This window comes from Nocardioides sp. JS614 (genome assembly GCF_000015265.1).
Classification (GTDB): domain Bacteria; phylum Actinomycetota; class Actinomycetes; order Propionibacteriales; family Nocardioidaceae; genus Nocardioides.
In genome coordinates this window covers 4,141,070-4,156,885 of the sequence record NC_008699.1, presented here as the reverse complement: position 1 = coordinate 4,156,885, position 15,816 = coordinate 4,141,070, and the positions used below count along the sequence as shown (strand labels likewise).

The 15,816-nt window shown below is 74.0% G+C and carries 12 protein-coding genes and 1 pseudogene; 9 read left to right on the top strand and 4 right to left on the bottom strand.

The window, feature by feature from the left end:
* Positions 1 to 3: 3 nt before the first annotated feature.
* Positions 4 to 2,280: a helicase C-terminal domain-containing protein gene (locus tag NOCA_RS21415; protein WP_011757372.1), complete on the bottom strand. Its 2,277-nt coding sequence runs from the start codon at positions 2,278 to 2,280 to the stop codon at positions 4 to 6.
* Between the two features lie 96 nt (positions 2,281 to 2,376).
* On the bottom strand, positions 2,377 to 2,883 hold the full coding sequence (locus NOCA_RS21410; protein ID WP_011757371.1) for an Lrp/AsnC family transcriptional regulator: 507 nt from the start codon (positions 2,881 to 2,883) through the stop codon (positions 2,377 to 2,379).
* A gap of 109 nt (positions 2,884 to 2,992) precedes the next feature.
* On the opposite strand from NOCA_RS21410, the gene NOCA_RS21405 reads away from it, so the two are divergent.
* The 9 genes from NOCA_RS21405 to NOCA_RS21365 all read left to right on the top strand — a co-directional run bounded on the left by NOCA_RS21405 (position 2,993) and on the right by NOCA_RS21365 (position 13,800).
* Positions 2,993 to 4,150 (top strand): trans-sulfuration enzyme family protein, encoded by a 1,158-nt coding sequence (locus tag NOCA_RS21405; RefSeq protein ID WP_049774429.1) that lies wholly within the window; start codon positions 2,993 to 2,995, stop codon positions 4,148 to 4,150.
* Between the two features lie 120 nt (positions 4,151 to 4,270).
* Positions 4,271 to 5,095, top strand: a complete 825-nt coding sequence (locus NOCA_RS21400) for a PP2C family protein-serine/threonine phosphatase (protein ID WP_041548081.1) — start codon at positions 4,271 to 4,273, stop codon at positions 5,093 to 5,095.
* A complete protein-coding gene (locus NOCA_RS21395; protein WP_011757368.1) occupies positions 5,092 to 6,141 on the top strand; it encodes an FHA domain-containing protein in 1,050 nt (349 codons plus the stop codon). The genes NOCA_RS21400 and NOCA_RS21395 overlap by 4 nt, the downstream gene beginning before the upstream one ends.
* Positions 6,138 to 7,187: an RDD family protein gene (locus tag NOCA_RS21390; RefSeq protein ID WP_011757367.1), complete on the top strand. Its 1,050-nt coding sequence runs from the start codon at positions 6,138 to 6,140 to the stop codon at positions 7,185 to 7,187. The genes NOCA_RS21395 and NOCA_RS21390 overlap by 4 nt, the downstream gene beginning before the upstream one ends.
* 157 nt (positions 7,188 to 7,344) lie before the next feature.
* Positions 7,345 to 9,738 (top strand): immune inhibitor A domain-containing protein, encoded by a 2,394-nt coding sequence (locus NOCA_RS21385; protein WP_041546783.1) that lies wholly within the window; start codon positions 7,345 to 7,347, stop codon positions 9,736 to 9,738.
* 298 nt (positions 9,739 to 10,036) lie between these two features.
* Entirely contained in the window at positions 10,037 to 10,447 is a 411-nt protein-coding gene (locus tag NOCA_RS21380) for an SRPBCC family protein (RefSeq protein WP_011757365.1), read from the top strand.
* A 50-nt stretch (positions 10,448 to 10,497) separates the two neighbouring features.
* Positions 10,498 to 12,117 (top strand): AMP-binding protein, encoded by a 1,620-nt coding sequence (locus NOCA_RS21375; protein WP_011757364.1) that lies wholly within the window; start codon positions 10,498 to 10,500, stop codon positions 12,115 to 12,117.
* A 144-nt stretch (positions 12,118 to 12,261) separates the two neighbouring features.
* Positions 12,262 to 13,494, top strand: coding sequence for a phospholipase D-like domain-containing protein (locus NOCA_RS21370; protein WP_041546782.1), 1,233 nt, complete (start codon positions 12,262 to 12,264; stop codon positions 13,492 to 13,494).
* Positions 13,495 to 13,578: 84 nt separating this feature from the next.
* A complete protein-coding gene (locus NOCA_RS21365) occupies positions 13,579 to 13,800 on the top strand; it encodes a putative signal transducing protein (protein WP_011757362.1) in 222 nt (73 codons plus the stop codon).
* Here NOCA_RS21365 and NOCA_RS21360 read toward each other — a convergent pair.
* Together NOCA_RS21360 and NOCA_RS28680 are read right to left on the bottom strand one after the other, a co-directional pair.
* Positions 13,790 to 15,448: a S8 family serine peptidase gene (locus tag NOCA_RS21360; RefSeq protein ID WP_041546780.1), complete on the bottom strand. Its 1,659-nt coding sequence runs from the start codon at positions 15,446 to 15,448 to the stop codon at positions 13,790 to 13,792. The two genes, NOCA_RS21365 and NOCA_RS21360, sit on opposite strands and share 11 nt — an antisense overlap.
* Before the next feature lie 104 nt (positions 15,449 to 15,552).
* Positions 15,553 to 15,711 (bottom strand): annotated as a pseudogene (locus NOCA_RS28680) (protease inhibitor I9 family protein); the annotation flags it as partial.
* Positions 15,712 to 15,816: the final 105 nt, after the last annotated feature.

The following is a 15,816-nucleotide window of genomic DNA, read 5'->3' as shown; positions in this document are numbered from 1 at the left end:
AGTTTACGGATCGGCGGTCACTGCGCGGACCGTGGTGATGCGATGCACCGCGAACGTGCGGACGTCGTCGGAGCGGTGGTCGTACGCCGTCAGCGACCCGCCCTCGACCCGGACCGGGTCCACCAGGCGCTCCGAGCGGGTGCCCTGGTTGTCGAGGTAGCCGATCAGCACCGTCTCGCCGGCCTCGGCCGCCTCGCGTAGCGCCGCCATCGAGCCGCTCGGCGTGAGGACCCGCGCCGGGCTGTCGGGCCGGCTCGACTCGGCGCGGTCGCCGGCCCGGATCGCGGTGACGGCGTGCGCGGCGTGGGCCGTCTCCCGGGCGGTCCGCGCGGCCCGGGCGCGGTGCTCGCGGGGGGTGCGCGCCCGCAGCAGGTCGGGGCGGGCGACGTGCACGGTGCCGTCGGCGGCCTCCACCACGGGCGCGGCGCCGAGCTCGCGCAGCCGGGGGAGCAGCACGTCCAGCGGGGTCGAGCTGACCAGGACGGTCGGCGCGATCCGGCGCAGCCCGAGCGCGGCCGACCGCGGGTGGTGGAGCAGCTCGGTGAGCGCGGCCTCGTCGTCGGCGCGCAGGAACGCCTCGGCGTGGCCGACCCGGATGCTGCCGAACGTGCGGGCGGTGTCGTCGACGAGGTAGGTGAGCGGCTGGGGGACCGGCGTCCGCGAGACCGTGGTGACGAAGGCGTGCACCTCCGCCGCGGTCCAGCCGGTGTCGAGGGCGCGGCGTACCGAGTCGGGCGTGAACCGGTAGACCGTCGCCCCGCCGCGCGACTCCACGTCGGCGACCACCTGCAGGCGGCGGGCGAGCTGCGACTCCAACGGCCCCGGCGCGACGGCGGTCAGGTCGGCCTGGAGTAGCACGTGGTCGACCGGCTCGGGCATCAGCTCCGCGAGCGCGGCCAGCCCGGCGGGCTCGTCGCCGCCGAGCAGGAGGCGGGAGTACGCCGGCAGCCCGCCGAGCGCCACGACCCCGAGGGCGGTCGCCTCGGCGACCGCCCAGCCCACCTGGTCGGCGCGGGTCCGCGGCCGGCGCGGCCGGCGCCAGGCGATCCGGGCCACCAGCGACGGCAGCCCGGTGCCGGTCGCGAGTACCTCGCCCACGGGCAGCTCGAGCAGCGCGTCGAGGGTCATCCGCCGGGTCTCGACCTGGTGCACGCCGGCCAGCTCGGGGGCCAGCGCGTTCCAGGCCTTGCCGGCCGGGTCCCGCGTGCCGACCAGGCCGGGCAGCCGCGGGCTGTCCAGCCAGGCCCGGACCAGGGCCCCCCACCGGGCGACCACAGGCTGCGCGGCCCACTGGTCGAAGGCGTCGGTGGGGATCCAAGCAGGGTTGCCGTCCGGGTCCGCGGCGGTCGCGAGCAGGCCGGCTGCCGCGGCGACCTCGACCAGCAGCGCAGCGGTCGGCTCGTCGACGTGGAGGTGGGCGGCCGTCGCGCGCAGGTCCCGGACGCCGAGCCCGCCGCTGCGCAGCGCGGTCGGTGGCTGGAGGCCCCAGTGGTCGAGCAGCAGCTCGACCCGGCGCACCGCGTCGAAGGCGGCGCCCGACCCGGCGCGCTCCACCATCGCGGGACCACGCTCGGAGGTGGCCAGCGCGGGCTCCTCGTCGATCGGCTCGGTGGTCGTCCGCCCACCGCGCAATGCGATGCCGACCTCACCGGGCAGCACGACCACGCCCCCGGAGCGCGGCACGAGGAGCCGCCGGGCGAGCAGCTCCTCCGCGGGGCTCGCGGCCTCCTCGGGCAGCACCGTGTGCCGGGCCGACCCAGTGGTCGCCTCCCCGCCGGAGTCCAGCACGTGCTCGAGCAGCGCCCGCGCGGCGGGGGACAGCTCGTCCAGGCGCCGGCGTACCTCCTCGGGTGGTGGCGGGTCCTCGGAGACCGGGCGCAGCCCGCTGGCGCCCGCCGCGCCCCCGCTCTGGGCGAGCGTGTCCGCCACGGCGCTGAGCGCCCGCAGGCCCGCGGGGGCCTCCCAGCCCAGGGCGAGGTCGAGCAGCCGGTCGACCGCCGCGGCGACGGAGGCGGTGCTCGCGCGCACCACCTCGGCCAGCTCGCTGCGCGTGGTCTGGCCGACGACGACGAGCGCGTCGAGCACGGCGAGCTCGGCACGGGTCAGCTGGTCGAGCGCCCGCAGCAGCGAGGACCGGGTCGCGGCACGCGAGGCCAGCTGGCCCGAGTCGTGCGGCGCCGGCGTGGCGAGGTCGGGCCGGGCGACGAGCAGGCGCGACAGCCGCTCGTCCGGCCAGCTGCGCAGCTGGTCGGCGAGGGTGCGGAACCCGGTCGTGGACATCCCTGCAACGCTACCGGGCCGGGCCGGGCGCGGGACGGGGTCGGGTCGTGTGCCTGAGCACGCGCCATGGCGCGTGCTCAGGCACACGACCCTCGCTCAGGCGAGGACGGTGCGGCCCCGGGTCGCGTGGAAGACCAGGCTGGTCTCGGCGTGCACGACACCGGGCCGGCCGGTCAGGTTGTCGAGCACGAAGTCCCGCAGGGCCTCCGGCGTGCCGGTCGCGACGTGCACCAGGAAGTCGTTGGCGCCGGAGATGTTGTACGCCGCCAGCACGCCGGGCAGGCCGGTCACCTCCTCGGCGAAGGCGTCCACGTCGGCGCGCAGGTGGCCGGAGAAGCGCACCGTGACCATGGCCTGCACCGGCAGTCCCAGGCGGGCCAGGTCGACGTCGGCGGTGACCCCGGTGACGATGCCGCGCTCGCGCAGGCCGCGGACCCGGGCCAGGCACGTCGACTCCGCGATGCCGGTCGCGCGGGCCAGCTCCACGTTGGGGGTCCGGCCGTCGCGCAGCAGCGCAGCGACCAGGGCCCGGTCGACCTCGTCGAGGACCGGGCGCTCGCGGGGCGGCGGGCCGGGCGGCAGCCGCGGCGGGTTCTTCGGCACGCCACCCAGCCTACCGCCGGTTTCCGAAGATCCCTCGGCAGGACGGCTGCTTCACGAAGGATCTGCGCGACTGTTGCCCCCGAGATCACGCAGATCCACGCTGGAGGGCATGAGCCGCATGGACACCGACGCCGTTCACCTCGGCCGGGAGGACCTCGCCGCGCGCGGCGCACACGTGCCTCCACTCGATCTCTCCACGACCTACCCGCTGCCGAGCGTCGACGACGGCGGCGCGGCCTATGAGCGACTGGCCACCGGCGGCCGCCCCGAGGCGTCCGACTCGCTCGTCTACCAGCGGCTCTGGAACCCCAACGTCGACCGGTTCGAGCGCTCGGTCGCCGGCCTCGAGAGCCTGCCCGGTGCGGTCGCGTTCGCCTCCGGCATGGCCGCGCTCAGCGCCGTGCTGGTCGCGACCGTCGCCGCGGGCCGCCCGCATGTCGTCGGCGTGCGTCCGTTGTACGGCGGCACCGACCACGTGCTCGCGACCGGCCTGCTCGGGACCCGGGTCACCTGGGCCGCGCCGGACCGGATCGCCGAGGCGATCGGCACCGACACCGGGCTGGTGGTCGTCGAGACCCCGGCCAACCCGACCGTGGACCTGGTCGACCTCACGGCGGTGGTCGCCCAGGCGGGCGACGTGCCGGTCCTGGTCGACAACACCTTCGCCACCCCGGTGCTGCAGCGACCCGCCGCCCACGGCGCGGCCCTGGTGCTGCACTCCGCGACGAAGTTCATGGGCGGTCACGGTGACGTGATGGGCGGCGTCGTCGCCGCGGGCGAGGAGTGGCAGGTCCGGCTGCGCCAGGTCCGCGCGCTGACCGGCGGGCTCCTGCACCCGCGCGCGGCGTACGACCTGCACCGCGGCCTGCAGACCCTGCCGTTGCGGGTCCGGGCGCAGCAGGAGTCGGCGGCCGTGCTCGCCGGCCGGCTCGCGGAGCACCCCTCGGTGGCGCGGGTGATGTACCCGGGCCTGAAGGAGTGCGACCCCACCGGCCTGGTCGGCACCCAGATGAGCGGCCCCGGCAGCCTGCTGGCCTTCCAGCTCGCCGGAGGGTACGCCGCCGCCGCGGGCACCGCCCAGCGGTGCCGGCTGATCACCCACGCGGTCTCGCTCGGCGGCGTCGACACGCTGATCCAGCACCCCGCAGGCCTGACCCACCGCCCCGTCGAGGCCGCCGCCCGTCCCGGTGAGGCCCTGCTCCGGCTGTCCGTGGGTCTCGAGGACGTCGAAGACCTGTGGGCCGACCTGGAGCGCGCGCTGGGCTGACTCCCCGGTGCCGCGGTGTCGATGGTTTGACCGGCGACACCCGGGGCATCTAGGACACTGAGCCCTGCCGGCTGCGCCGGCGGGCGAACAGGTGGCCGAGTCGTGAGGGGCCGGGTGGTGATGAAGCAGGTCGAGCTGCACCATGGCGCGGCCACCGACGTCGGCCTGGTCCGCGAGGTCAACGAGGACTCCTACCTGGCCGCGCCCCCGGTGTTCGTCGTCGCCGACGGCATGGGCGGCCACGAGGGCGGCGACGTGGCCAGCCGCATCGTGGTCGAGGAGTTCGGCCGGCTCGCGACCGACGGCTACGACCCGCGGCGGGGCGTCGACGCGGTCACCGCGACCCTGGCGGCCTGCCAGGAGCGGATCACCGAGTACGCCGGCGTCCAGCGCGCCGAGGGCGTGGCCCGCGGGCGCTCCGCGGGGACCACGGTCGTCGCGGCCCTGCTGATCGAGGACGACGACGGGCCGGCCTGGCTGCTGGTGAACCTGGGCGACTCCCGGATCTACCGGTACGCCGACCGGCGGCTGACCCAGGTCAGCGTCGACCACAGCCTGGTGCAGGCGCTCGTCGACGCCGGCCGGATCGGGGCCGACGAGGTCGCGACCCACCCCGAGCGCAACGTGATCACCCGGGCCCTCGGCGACTCCACGGGAGGCCCCGCCGACTTCTTCGTGGTGTCGCTCGCGGACGCCGAACGGCTGCTGCTCTGCTCGGACGGGGTGAGCGGCCCGGTCGGTGACGCCGACGTCGCCGAGATCCTCGGCGCCTGCCCGGACCCGCGCGACGCGGCCGACCGGCTGGTCGCGGCCGCCCTCGAGGCCGGAGGTGAGGACAACGCGACCGCCGTGGTCGTCGACGTGGTGGGGTGGGCTCCCGAGAGCGGCTACGACTCCGAACGTCAGCGCGCGAGCCTCGAGGAGAAGCTGGGAGCGCGGCCGTGAGCGAGCACGCCACCTGGTCGGTCCGGGGCGGCGACTGGTTCGGCGTCTTCGGTGCCCACCTGATCCTGGTCCTCCCACCCTCGGAGAAGGCCCGGGTCGCCGGGCTGTGGGAGCTGGTCGACGACGGGGCCGGCTTCGACGAGACCCTGGACGCGCTGATCAGCGGCGGCCTGCGGGACCTGCCGGGCTTCGTGCTGGTCGACAGCGCCGGCGACCGGACGCGGATGCTGCTGCGCGGGGCCGTCCGGGTCGACCTCGCCACCGCCGACGACGTCGTGCACCTCGACGGCGATCCGGCGGCCACCTGGGTGGAGCGGACCCTGACCGGCGTCACCCGGGTGCGGATCGAGGTCGGCGAGGAAGCGGGATCCGACGAGCTCGCGGTCGCCGGCGGGCTGGTCCGGCTCGCGGTCGCCGAGTGGCCGCCGGTCGCCGCGCGCCCCGAGGTCCCGGTCGCGGGCGCGGCCGCCGACCCGGTCCCGGACCTCGACGTCGTGCTCGACGTCATGCTCGACGACGGGCCGCTGACCGAGGCGATGCCGGTGGTGCCACCGGGGCCGACCGGCCCGGCCGCTCCGCTTCTCGGGGCCGACCACGACGGCCTGACCCGCGCCGGCGAGGCCGACCCGGGGCCGTCGGACCCGGCCCGACCGGGGATCCCGGGCCAGCCGCCCGCACCGCCGGTGACCGCGCGACCGGTCGCCCGGCTGCTGTTCTCCGGCGGCGAGCACGTCGATGTCGACCGGCTCGTGCTCGTCGGTCGTGCCCCCGAGCCCCGACGGCACACGCTGACGGAGGAGCCCCGACTGGTCGCCGTGCGCAGCCCGCACCACGAGGTCTCCTCGACCCACCTCGAGATCCGGCCCGGCTCAGGCGCCGACCACGGCTCGGCCGTGGTCACCGACCTCGGCTCCACGAACGGCACCCTGCTCGTCCAGCCCGGCCTGCCCCCGGAGGACCTGCACGCGGGGGTCCCGGTCCAGCTGATCCCCGGCGCGGTCATCGACCTGGGCGACGGCGTGACCATCCGGGTCCTCACGCCATGACCGACCACGCCGTACCGGTCCGACCGCCGGCCGACCCGGACCGGAGGTTCTACGCGTTCGTCGTCGACCGGCTGGCCGCGTGGACGCTCGACGCGGTCGCGGCCTACCTCGCCTACCGCCTCCTGATCGACCGTGGTCACCTGCTCGCGGGTGTCCTCGTGATCCTCGGTTGCGTGCTGCTCGTGGGGGCTGGGTTCGCCGTCGTGCTCGGGCTCACCGGCAGCTCGCCCGGCCGGGCCGCCACCACGACCGGGCTCGTCGGCGCCGACGACGGCGCCCCGATCGGCGTCGCGGCCGCGCTGCGCCGCCAGCTGGTGCTCGGCCTGGCGACGCTGCCGACCTTCGGCCTGGGTGCCGCCGTCCTCGCCTGGACGGCGGTGGCCGACCCCGGCGGACGGCGGCGCGCCTGGCACGACCGGATCGCCGGCTCCGAGGTCGTCGACGTACGGCGAGCGCCGGCCGAGCCCGCGCCCGTGGAGCTCGGCCCGCGTCACGTCGTGAACCTGACGGCGCTCCGGCTGGTCCCGGTCCCCGCCGCGACCGCACCACCCGGCCCACCACCCCCGGCGCCACCGCTCGCACCCCCTCCCGCCCCGCCACCCCCACGTCCGGCGCAACCCCCGCCGGCCGCACCGCCCGGGCGGCAGCGGCTCGGCCACCCACTGGTGCCCGACCCGGCTCCTCCGGGCCGGTGGCGGATCGGCTTCGACTCCGGCGAGAGCCTCGTGCTGGAGGGGCCGGCGCTGGTCGGTCGCCGACCGGAGCCGCGGGCCGGCGAGCCGGTGGTCCACCTGGTCGCACTGCCTTCGGAGGACATGTCGCTGTCGAAGACGCACGCGCACCTGGAGGTGGACGCCGACGGGGTCCTCGTGATCGCCGACCGCGGCTCGACCAACGGCTCGATCCTGATCCGGCAGGGTGCCGCCCGCGAGCTGCCGGTCGGCCGGTCGACGACCCTGCTCGACGGTGACCTGGTCCGCCTCGGCGACCGGGAGATGCGCGTCGACCGCGACGCCGGCCCCGACGCCGGGCCGCCCGTTCGATAACGGTCCGATAACGAACCCGAGCGCCTCTTCCGTCGTCTGGCGCCGGGCGTGTCGACTGCTCTCCTCCCCGTCGGTGATCTCGGCACCGCAACCCGTGTGTCGCGCACCTCGGGAGGCTTTCGGGCGTATCTCGCCCCGACATCACGGGAGGCATCTTTTGCGAAGGACCCGGGTCGCCGCCACGGCGACCGCATCACTGATCGCGGCAGCCACGGCGCTGTCGCTCACCACCACCCCCCAGGCCGGCGCCACCCCGCCGGCTGCGGACCGGGCCACGAAGGCGGATCGGGGCACCCCCTCGGACGTCCTCACGCCGGGCTGGAAGACGAAGTACCACGAGCGGACCCAGGCCGCCCTCGAGAAGCGGCTGCGCACCGGCGGCAAGGGGCAGGCCGAGAAGCTCGGCAAGGGCGTCTACGGCCGGGTCGCGCAGACCGGCAAGGACCGGATCTTCGTCGTGCTGGCCGAGTTCGGCGACCGCCGGCACCAGGCCTACCAGGACGACCCGGACTCCGGCGCCCAGCGGTACGACGGCCCGCTGCACAACCAGATCCCGAAGCCGAACCGCAAGAAGGACAACTCGACGCTCTGGAACGCGGACTTCAGCAGGTCCTACTTCCAGAACATGTACTTCAACCGGATGCGGGACTTCTTCGAGGACCAGTCCAGCGGCCAGTACTCCATCGACGGTGACGTCACCGCCTGGGTGAAGGTCCCCTTCAACGAGGCCCGCTACGGCAGCAACAAGGACTGCGGGTACATCGTCTGCGGCAACGTCAACTTCCTCATCCGGGACGCGCTCTCGGAGTGGGTGCAGGGTCGCCTCGACGCCGGCTGGACGATGGCGCGGATCCAGGACTACCTGAAGACCTTCGACGTGCAGGACCGCTACGACTTCGACGGGGACGGCGACTTCCGCGAGCCGGACGGCTACCTCGACCACTTCCAGATCGTCCACGCGGGCGGCGACGAGGCGGACGGTGACCCGGTCTACGGCTCGGACGCGATCTGGAGCCACCGCGGCAACGCCGCCCTGCACGGTCTCGGGGAGGGCCCGGGCCCGGCCATCGGCGGCATCCAGGTCGGCGAGGGCGGCAAGAGCGACGGCTCGGCGCCGGACGGCGGCGTGGTCTTCCCCGACAACCCGACCGGGCTGTGGGTCAGCGACTACACGATGCAGCCCGAGAACGGCGGCCTCAGCGTCTTCGCCCACGAGTACACCCACGACCTCGAGCTCCCCGACCTGTACGACACCTCCGGCAACACCGGCGGTGCCAGCAACAGCGTCGAGCACTGGTCGCTGATGGCCCAGTCCCGCGGCACCGCGAAGCGGGACGCCGGCATCGGCGACCGCCCGCAGCCGATGGGCGCGTGGGAGAAGTTCCAGCTCGGCTGGCTCGACTACGACACCATCAACGCCGGCCACTCCGGCACCTTCCGGCTGCGTCCGGGCGCCTCGACGACCGGCTCGCAGGCCAACGGCCTGATCGTGCTGCTGCCGGACAAGGACGTCACCTTCCAGTACGGCGAGCCCTGCGCGGAGTGCGGCGAGCGCTTCTACTTCAGCGGCAGCGGCGACAACCTCGACCAGACCATGACCCGCACGGTCGAGGGCGGCGGCGAGCTGACCGCCAAGGTGCGCTACGACATCGAGCCCGGTTGGGACTACGCGTTCCTCGAGGTGTCCAGCGACGGTGGTGAGACCTGGACCTCGATCCCGACCAGCGAGAGCTACACGGAGCCGGACCAGGGCTCGTTCAACCCCGACGGCACCGGCATCAGCGGCACCACCGACGGCGCCTGGGTCGACCTGACGGCCACCGTGCCCGACGGCACCAACGCGGTGCGCTGGCGCTACCTGACCGACGGTGCGGCGGCGTACCCCGGCTTCCAGGTCGACAACATCACTCTCGCGGGTGCGTCGATCGGGACCGCCGAGACCGACGACGAGGGCTGGGTGATGGACGGCTTCGAGGCGGTCCACTCCGAGGAGACCCGGGCGTTCTTGAACACCTACTTCGTGGACAACCGGCAGTACGTCGGCCGCGACCGGGTGCTCGCGCACGTCTACAACTTCGCGGGCTTCGAGAAGCGGCCCGACTGGGTCGACTTCTTCGCTTACCAGCCCGGTGCGCTGATCAGCTACTGGGACACCTCGTACGCCGACAACAACGTCGGCGACCACCCCGGTCACGGCGAGGTGCTCCCCGTGGACGCGCGTCCCACGTTCCAGCACGCCTTCGACGGGTCGATCCTGCGCCCGAAGGTGCTGACCGCGGACTCGACGTTCTCGCGGCGCCCGAGCCCGTCGCAGAAGCTGCACTACCGCGGCCACGCCTACACCCTGAAGAGCCAGTCCGCGGTGCCGTTGTTCGACGACACCCTGGATTGGTGGTTCGGCGGCGACGAGCACGGCTCCGGCGACCACCCCGGCTTCTACGAGCCCGAGTGGTACAGCGTCGACGTGCCCAAGACCGGCACCACGATCCGCGTGGTCAAGGTCAACAGCAGGACCGGTGTGATGACCGTCCGGGTCGGCACCTCCAGCTGATCTGCTCCATCCCCAGCGGGCCCCGCCACCACGTGGCGGGGCCCGCTCTCGTTCGACCCGTTGGTCGAGCTTCTCGACCGGCTCGATCATCGGGGAGCGCGGTTGGTCGAGCGTGTCGAGACCCCGGAAGCGAAGGCAGGGCGGTGAGCCCCTGGGTGGGTGGCGGGGATCTCCACCGGCTCGATCACCGGCACTCGGCTCGGGCACCGACCGGCCAGTGACCGGGCCGACATCCGGGCGGCTGATGGGCGGCTGCGAACCGGCCCACCGGGCGCCCGGTCGTATTAGGTTGCTGTGCATGAGCTTCGAGTACGAGCACACCGTGACCACGACCGCGACTCCCGGCGACGTCTGGGCGCTCTGGAGCAACGTGGGCTGCTGGCATCGCTGGGACCCGGCGGTCGATCAGGTCGCCATCGAGGGGCACTTCGGCGAGGGTGCTGCGGGCACGCTGGTGCTCACCAGCGGCGTGGAGGCGCCGTTCATCCTCGAGATCGTCGAGCCGTGCGCGCGCTATCTCGATCGGGTGACCCTGGGCGACCTGGTGGTCCGGATCGACCACCAGGTCAAGGAGACCGCCGAAGGCTCCGAGATCACGGTACGCACCACCATCGAGGGCCCCGCGGCGGAGGAGGTCGGGCCGATGGTCACCGCCGACACCCCGCGCGCGCTCGAGACGCTGGTCGCCATGGCCGAGAAGCGCCCCTGACACCTGCCCGACCGACGACAGCCGCGCGCGGTCGGGCGTAGGTTGCCGGCATGGAGGCCTACGCGAAGGGCGAGCTCGAGCCGCCCCTCCTCGAGGAGACCATCGGCGCGAGCTTCGAGCGGACGGTGACCGCGTACGCCGACCGCGAGGCGCTGGTCGAGGTGGCGAGCGGCCGGCGCTGGACCTGGGCCGAGCTGGACCGCGACGTCGACGACCTGGCGCGGGGGCTGGTGGCCGCCGGGATCGGCAAGGGCGACCGGGTCGGGATCTGGGCGCCCAACTGCGCGGAGTGGACGGTCGTCCAGTACGCGACCGCCAAGCTCGGCATCATCCTGGTCAACGTCAACCCGGCGTACCGCACGCACGAGTTCTCCTACGCGGTCAACCAGAGCGGCCTGCGGCTGCTGATCAGCGCGTCGACGTTCAAGACCAGTGACTACCGCGCGATGGTCGAGGAGACCGCGGCGCAGACCCCGACCCTCGAACGGGTCGTCTACCTCGACACCGACGACTGGGCGCAGCTCGTCGACGCCGGCCGGACGCTGCCCGAGGGCGTCGTCGCGGACCGGCTGGCGCAGACCGCCCCCGACGAGCCGATCAACATCCAGTACACGTCGGGCACGACCGGCTACCCCAAGGGCGCGACCCTGAGCCACCGCAACATCCTCAACAACGGCTACTTCACCACCGAGCTGATCCACCTCGGCCCCGAGGACCGGCTGTGCATCCCGGTGCCCTTCTACCACTGCTTCGGGATGGTGATGGGCAACCTCGGGTGCACCAGCCACGGCACCACGATGGTGATCCCCGCGCCGGGCTTCGACCCCGAGATCACCCTGCGCACGATCGCCGCGGAGCGCTGCACCGGCGTGTACGGCGTGCCCACGATGTTCATCGCGATGCAGAACCACCCGACCTTCGCCGAGCACGACCTCTCCAGCCTGCGCACCGGGATCATGGCCGGCTCGATCTGCCCGGTCGAGGTGATGAAGCGCTGCGTCGATGACATGCACATGGCCGAGGTCGCGATCGCCTACGGCATGACCGAGACCAGCCCGGTGTCCTGCCAGACGCGTGCCGACGACGACCTGGAGCGGCGTACCGCCACCATCGGGCGGGTGCACCCGTACGTCGAGATCAAGATCGTCGACCCGGTGAGCGGCGAGACCGTCGAGCGGGGGCGAACCGGTGAGTTCTGCACCCGCGGCTACTCGGTGATGCTCGGCTACTGGGACGATCCCGAGAAGACCGCCGAGGCGGTCGATGCCGACGGCTGGATGCACACCGGCGACCTCGCCGAGATGCGCGAGGACGGCTATTGCAACATCGTCGGACGGATCACGGACATGGTGATCCGGGGCGGGGAGAACATCTACCCGCGTGAGATCGAGGAGTTCCTCTACCAGCACCCCGACATCGAGGACGTGCAGGTGATCGGCGTCCCGGACGAGCGGTACGGCGAGGAGCTGTGCGCCTGGGTGCGGATGCGTGCCGGGGCCGAGCCGCTCGACGCGGACGCCGTGCGCGCGTTCGCCACCGGACGGCTCTCGCACTACAAGATCCCCCGCTACGTCCTGGTGGTGGACGAGTTCCCGATGACGGTGACCGGCAAGATCCGCAAGGTGCAGATGCGTGAGGAGAGCGCGAAGCGACTCGGCCTCCGTGCGTGAGGAAGGCGCTCCGGCCTGACGACGACCGGTTGCCCGGCCGGGAACAGACGGCGCTCTTGTTGCCAGGACCCCGGCGATTCTCCCGCGGCGCCGTCGTCGCGCACCTACGATCCAGGGGTCGTCAGGGAGCAAGCAGGGGGTCGGGTGCTCAAGCGGGTTGCCGTGGTCGTTGTCCTGGCTGTCGTGCTCGGAGCCCTGTCGTCGGGTCCGGTGGGCGCAGCGACCTCGTTCACGCCGCGCCCCGGGCCGACCTGGAACAACCCGCAGGGCGACTACGCCGCGCGCAACGTCAACATGGCCAAGGTCCGGAACACGATCGACAGCGTGCCGCGGGGCGGGGTGATCAGGATCGCGGTCTACTCCTACAACCGCCGCGACATCGGTGACGCCCTCATCCGGGCCTGCAAGCGGCGCGTGTCGGTCCAGCTGGTGCTCAACGACAACGCGATCGGCGCCGAGGCCCACCGGATGATGCGCTACCTCGGCCAGAAGACGCAGCCGAGGTGGAAGGACCGGTGCCACCCGAGGAAGTACGGTCCGCGGCGCCAGCCGTACCCCGTGCCGAGCTTCTCCAAGGTGTGCCAGGGCGCCTGTCGGCTGGGCAGCGACCGGTCGAACCAGCACAGCAAGTTCTACCTGTTCTCCGCGTCCGGCAACGGCAAGCCGGTCGTCATGTTCGGCTCGAACAACCTGATGAGCTTCGCCGCCCACGTGCACTGGAACGACCTCTACACGGTGCTCGGCAACCAGCGGATGTTCGACGACTTCAGCACGATCTTCGCCCAGATGGCGCAGGACCAGTGGCGCAAGGACCCCTACGTGGCGGTCCAGGACGGCAAGTACGCCGTCGAGTTCGGATCCGACCCGCGCGCCACCGGGTCGAAGGACCACGTCTACCAGCGCCTCGACCAGGTCGGCTGCCGGGCCCCGGCCGGGTACGGCGATCGAGGCCACACGACGATCCGGATCATGATGTACGGCTGGGTGGGTGAGCGCGGCCTGTTCCTGGCCCGCAAGGTCGCGGCGCTGTCGCGGTCCGGGTGCCGGGTCCGGGTGCTGGTCAGCGGGGCCGGGCGCCGGGTCCACGCCGTGCTGCACCGGTCGGGCGTCGCCATCCGCAGGTCCGCCCTCGACCTCGACGACGACCCGCTCACGGGCTTCGACGAGACGGGATGGGAGGTCTTCTCCCACGAGAAGTGGATGTCGCTGTCCGGGACCTGGGCCGGGGAGCCGTTCAAGGGGGTGTGGACCGGCTCGGAGAACTGGTCCGACGTCTCGCGGTACAACGACGAGGTCACCGTGCAGGTCCCGTTCGCGTCGGCCCTCGCGGCCTACAACAGCCACTTCGAGACCGTCTGGACGCGCTACAGCGCGTGAGCCCCGCAGCGGGACCCGAACCGGCCCTGGGCGCCACGCCCGCCCGGTGTGCGAGACACTGGAGCCCCGAGCACTGGAGGCTCCATGGCAGAGCTGGTCCGCACCAACGACCCGGTGGCGATCTCGGTCGTCGAGGGGCTGCTGACGTCCGCCGAGATCCCCTACGAGGTGGCCGACCGGAACATGAGCGTGCTCGACGGCCTGATCGAGGTGATCAAGGTGCGGATCCTGGTGCCCGACGAGCGCGCCGCCGACGCCCGTGAGCTGATGGCCGAAGCGGAGCTCGGGGACTGGCTCAGCGGCTGACGAGGACCGGGATCCGGGTGCGGGTCCCGGTCGCGCCGCGCCATGTGATCCAGCCGTCGTCGGCCCGACGCGCGCCGGGGGCGACGGTCACGGTGAACGTCGCGCTCTCGCCCGGGCCGAGCCGCAGCGCCGCGGGTGTGACCCGCACCTGGTGGTGGGCGAACCCGGCGGCGGCCGAGGAGAAGTAGAGGCGCCGGGAGGTCACGTTGGTGACGGTGCGCTCGACGCTGCCCGCGCCCTCGATCCGGATCGACGGGGTGTTCAGCTCCGCCAGGCGGCCGTCGAGCCAGGCCCGGTAGTCGTTGACCGGGACGTCGTAGGCGAGCCCGGGACGTACGGCGGCGGCCGGGTCGACCAGGCCCGCGCCGGCGCGCAGGGCCGGGGCGCCGGGAAGCCGTCGCGCGGACGTGGCCAGCGCGGAGCGGACCCGCGCCGGCGACCAGTCCTCGTGCCGGGAGAGCACCAGGGCGGCGCCGCCGCTGGTGATCGCGGCAGCCGCGGAGGTCCCGGAGAGCAGGTCCCAGCCGGCGTCGGTCCCGTCGGGGGGCACGGCGCCGAGGACGCCGACGCCGGTCGCGACCAGGTCCGGCTTGAGGACCGGCGCCGACCGGGCACCGGCACTCGACCACGCGACGACGCGAGCCCGGGTGCGCACGAGGCCGCGCGGCTCGAGCCGGATCCGGGCGTCCGGGTGGCCGGCGAGCCACTGGGCGAGCGCGCGGCCCGCGGCGCGGTCCACGTGGACGGTCGGCACCCGGTGGAAGTCGGCCACGAGGTCACCCGGCGCGACGTTCGCGAGGACCATGCCGACCCCGCCGGCCAGCTCGACGGCGGCGGACTTGTCGACGCGGCCGACGACGCCGCGCTCGCACAGCACGATGCGGCCCGCCACGCGGCCGGCGTCCAGGCTGCCGGGGGTGCACACGCGTGCGGCGCCGCGGCCGGAGCCGGTCGCCGGGGCGTCGGCTGCCCGCACCGCGCGGGCCGGCCCGACGACGCGCGCCGCGGCCATGGCCCCGGCGTACGACGTCCCTCCGGGCAGCACGACCCGACCCCGGCGTACCGGACCGGTCGCCGCGCCGGCCGTCGTCACCCAGGGGCCGCGGTGCGCCGCGGGGGTGCCGGCGGCGTTGCCGGCGGCGCCGACCACGACCACGCCGCCCTCGGTGGCGCCCAGCAGCGCACGCTCGACGGTGTCGATCCGCGCCGGGCCACCGACCGAGAGGTTGAGCACGTCCACGCCGTCGGCGGTGGCTGCGTCGATCGCGGCGACCAGGTCGGCCGTCGCGCAGCCGTCGTCGCGCGGGTCGGGGGCGGACCAGCACGCCTTGTAGACCGCGAGCCGGGCCTGCGGCGCGATCCCCGCGTAGGTGCCCAGGCGCTGGCCGCGGACCCGCGCCGGGACGCCGGCGTTGCCGGCGACGATCGAGGCGACCTGGGTGCCGTGGCCGTCGTCGTCGAGCGGCGAGAGCGACGAGGCCGACCGGAGGTGGTCGGTGCCGAAGCCGTCGACGAACCAGCGGGCGCCCAGCACCTTGCGGTTGCAGGCGGACTCCGGCCAGCCGTCGCCGGTCTCACAGGTGCCGGTGAAGCCGCGCGCCGCCCGGCCGAGACCCGCGATGGGCGAGAACAGGGGGAGTCCGGCCACAGCCCGGAGTCGACCAGCCCGACCACCACGCCCGCGCCGCCGTGTGTCGTCCCGGTGGCGCCGCGCAGCCCGGTGGCCGTCGCGTGACCGGCGAGGGGGCGTACGGCGTTCCGCTCGACCAGCGCGACCCTCGGGTCGCCGCGGAGGTCGTCGACCGCCGCGGTCGGGAGCCGGACCGCGAACCCGTTGAGCGCCGTCGTCCAGCGGTAGGCGGGCTCCGGGCCGCCGACGGTCTCGAGCACGGCGTCCTGCTCGGCACGCATCCGGGCGGCCGCGAGCAGGTCCGTGTGGACGCCTGCCGTGCCGGGCCCGGCCAGGGTCACCAGGTAGAGCGGGTCCGCCCGGTCCGGCTCCGCGGCGGCCGCGGG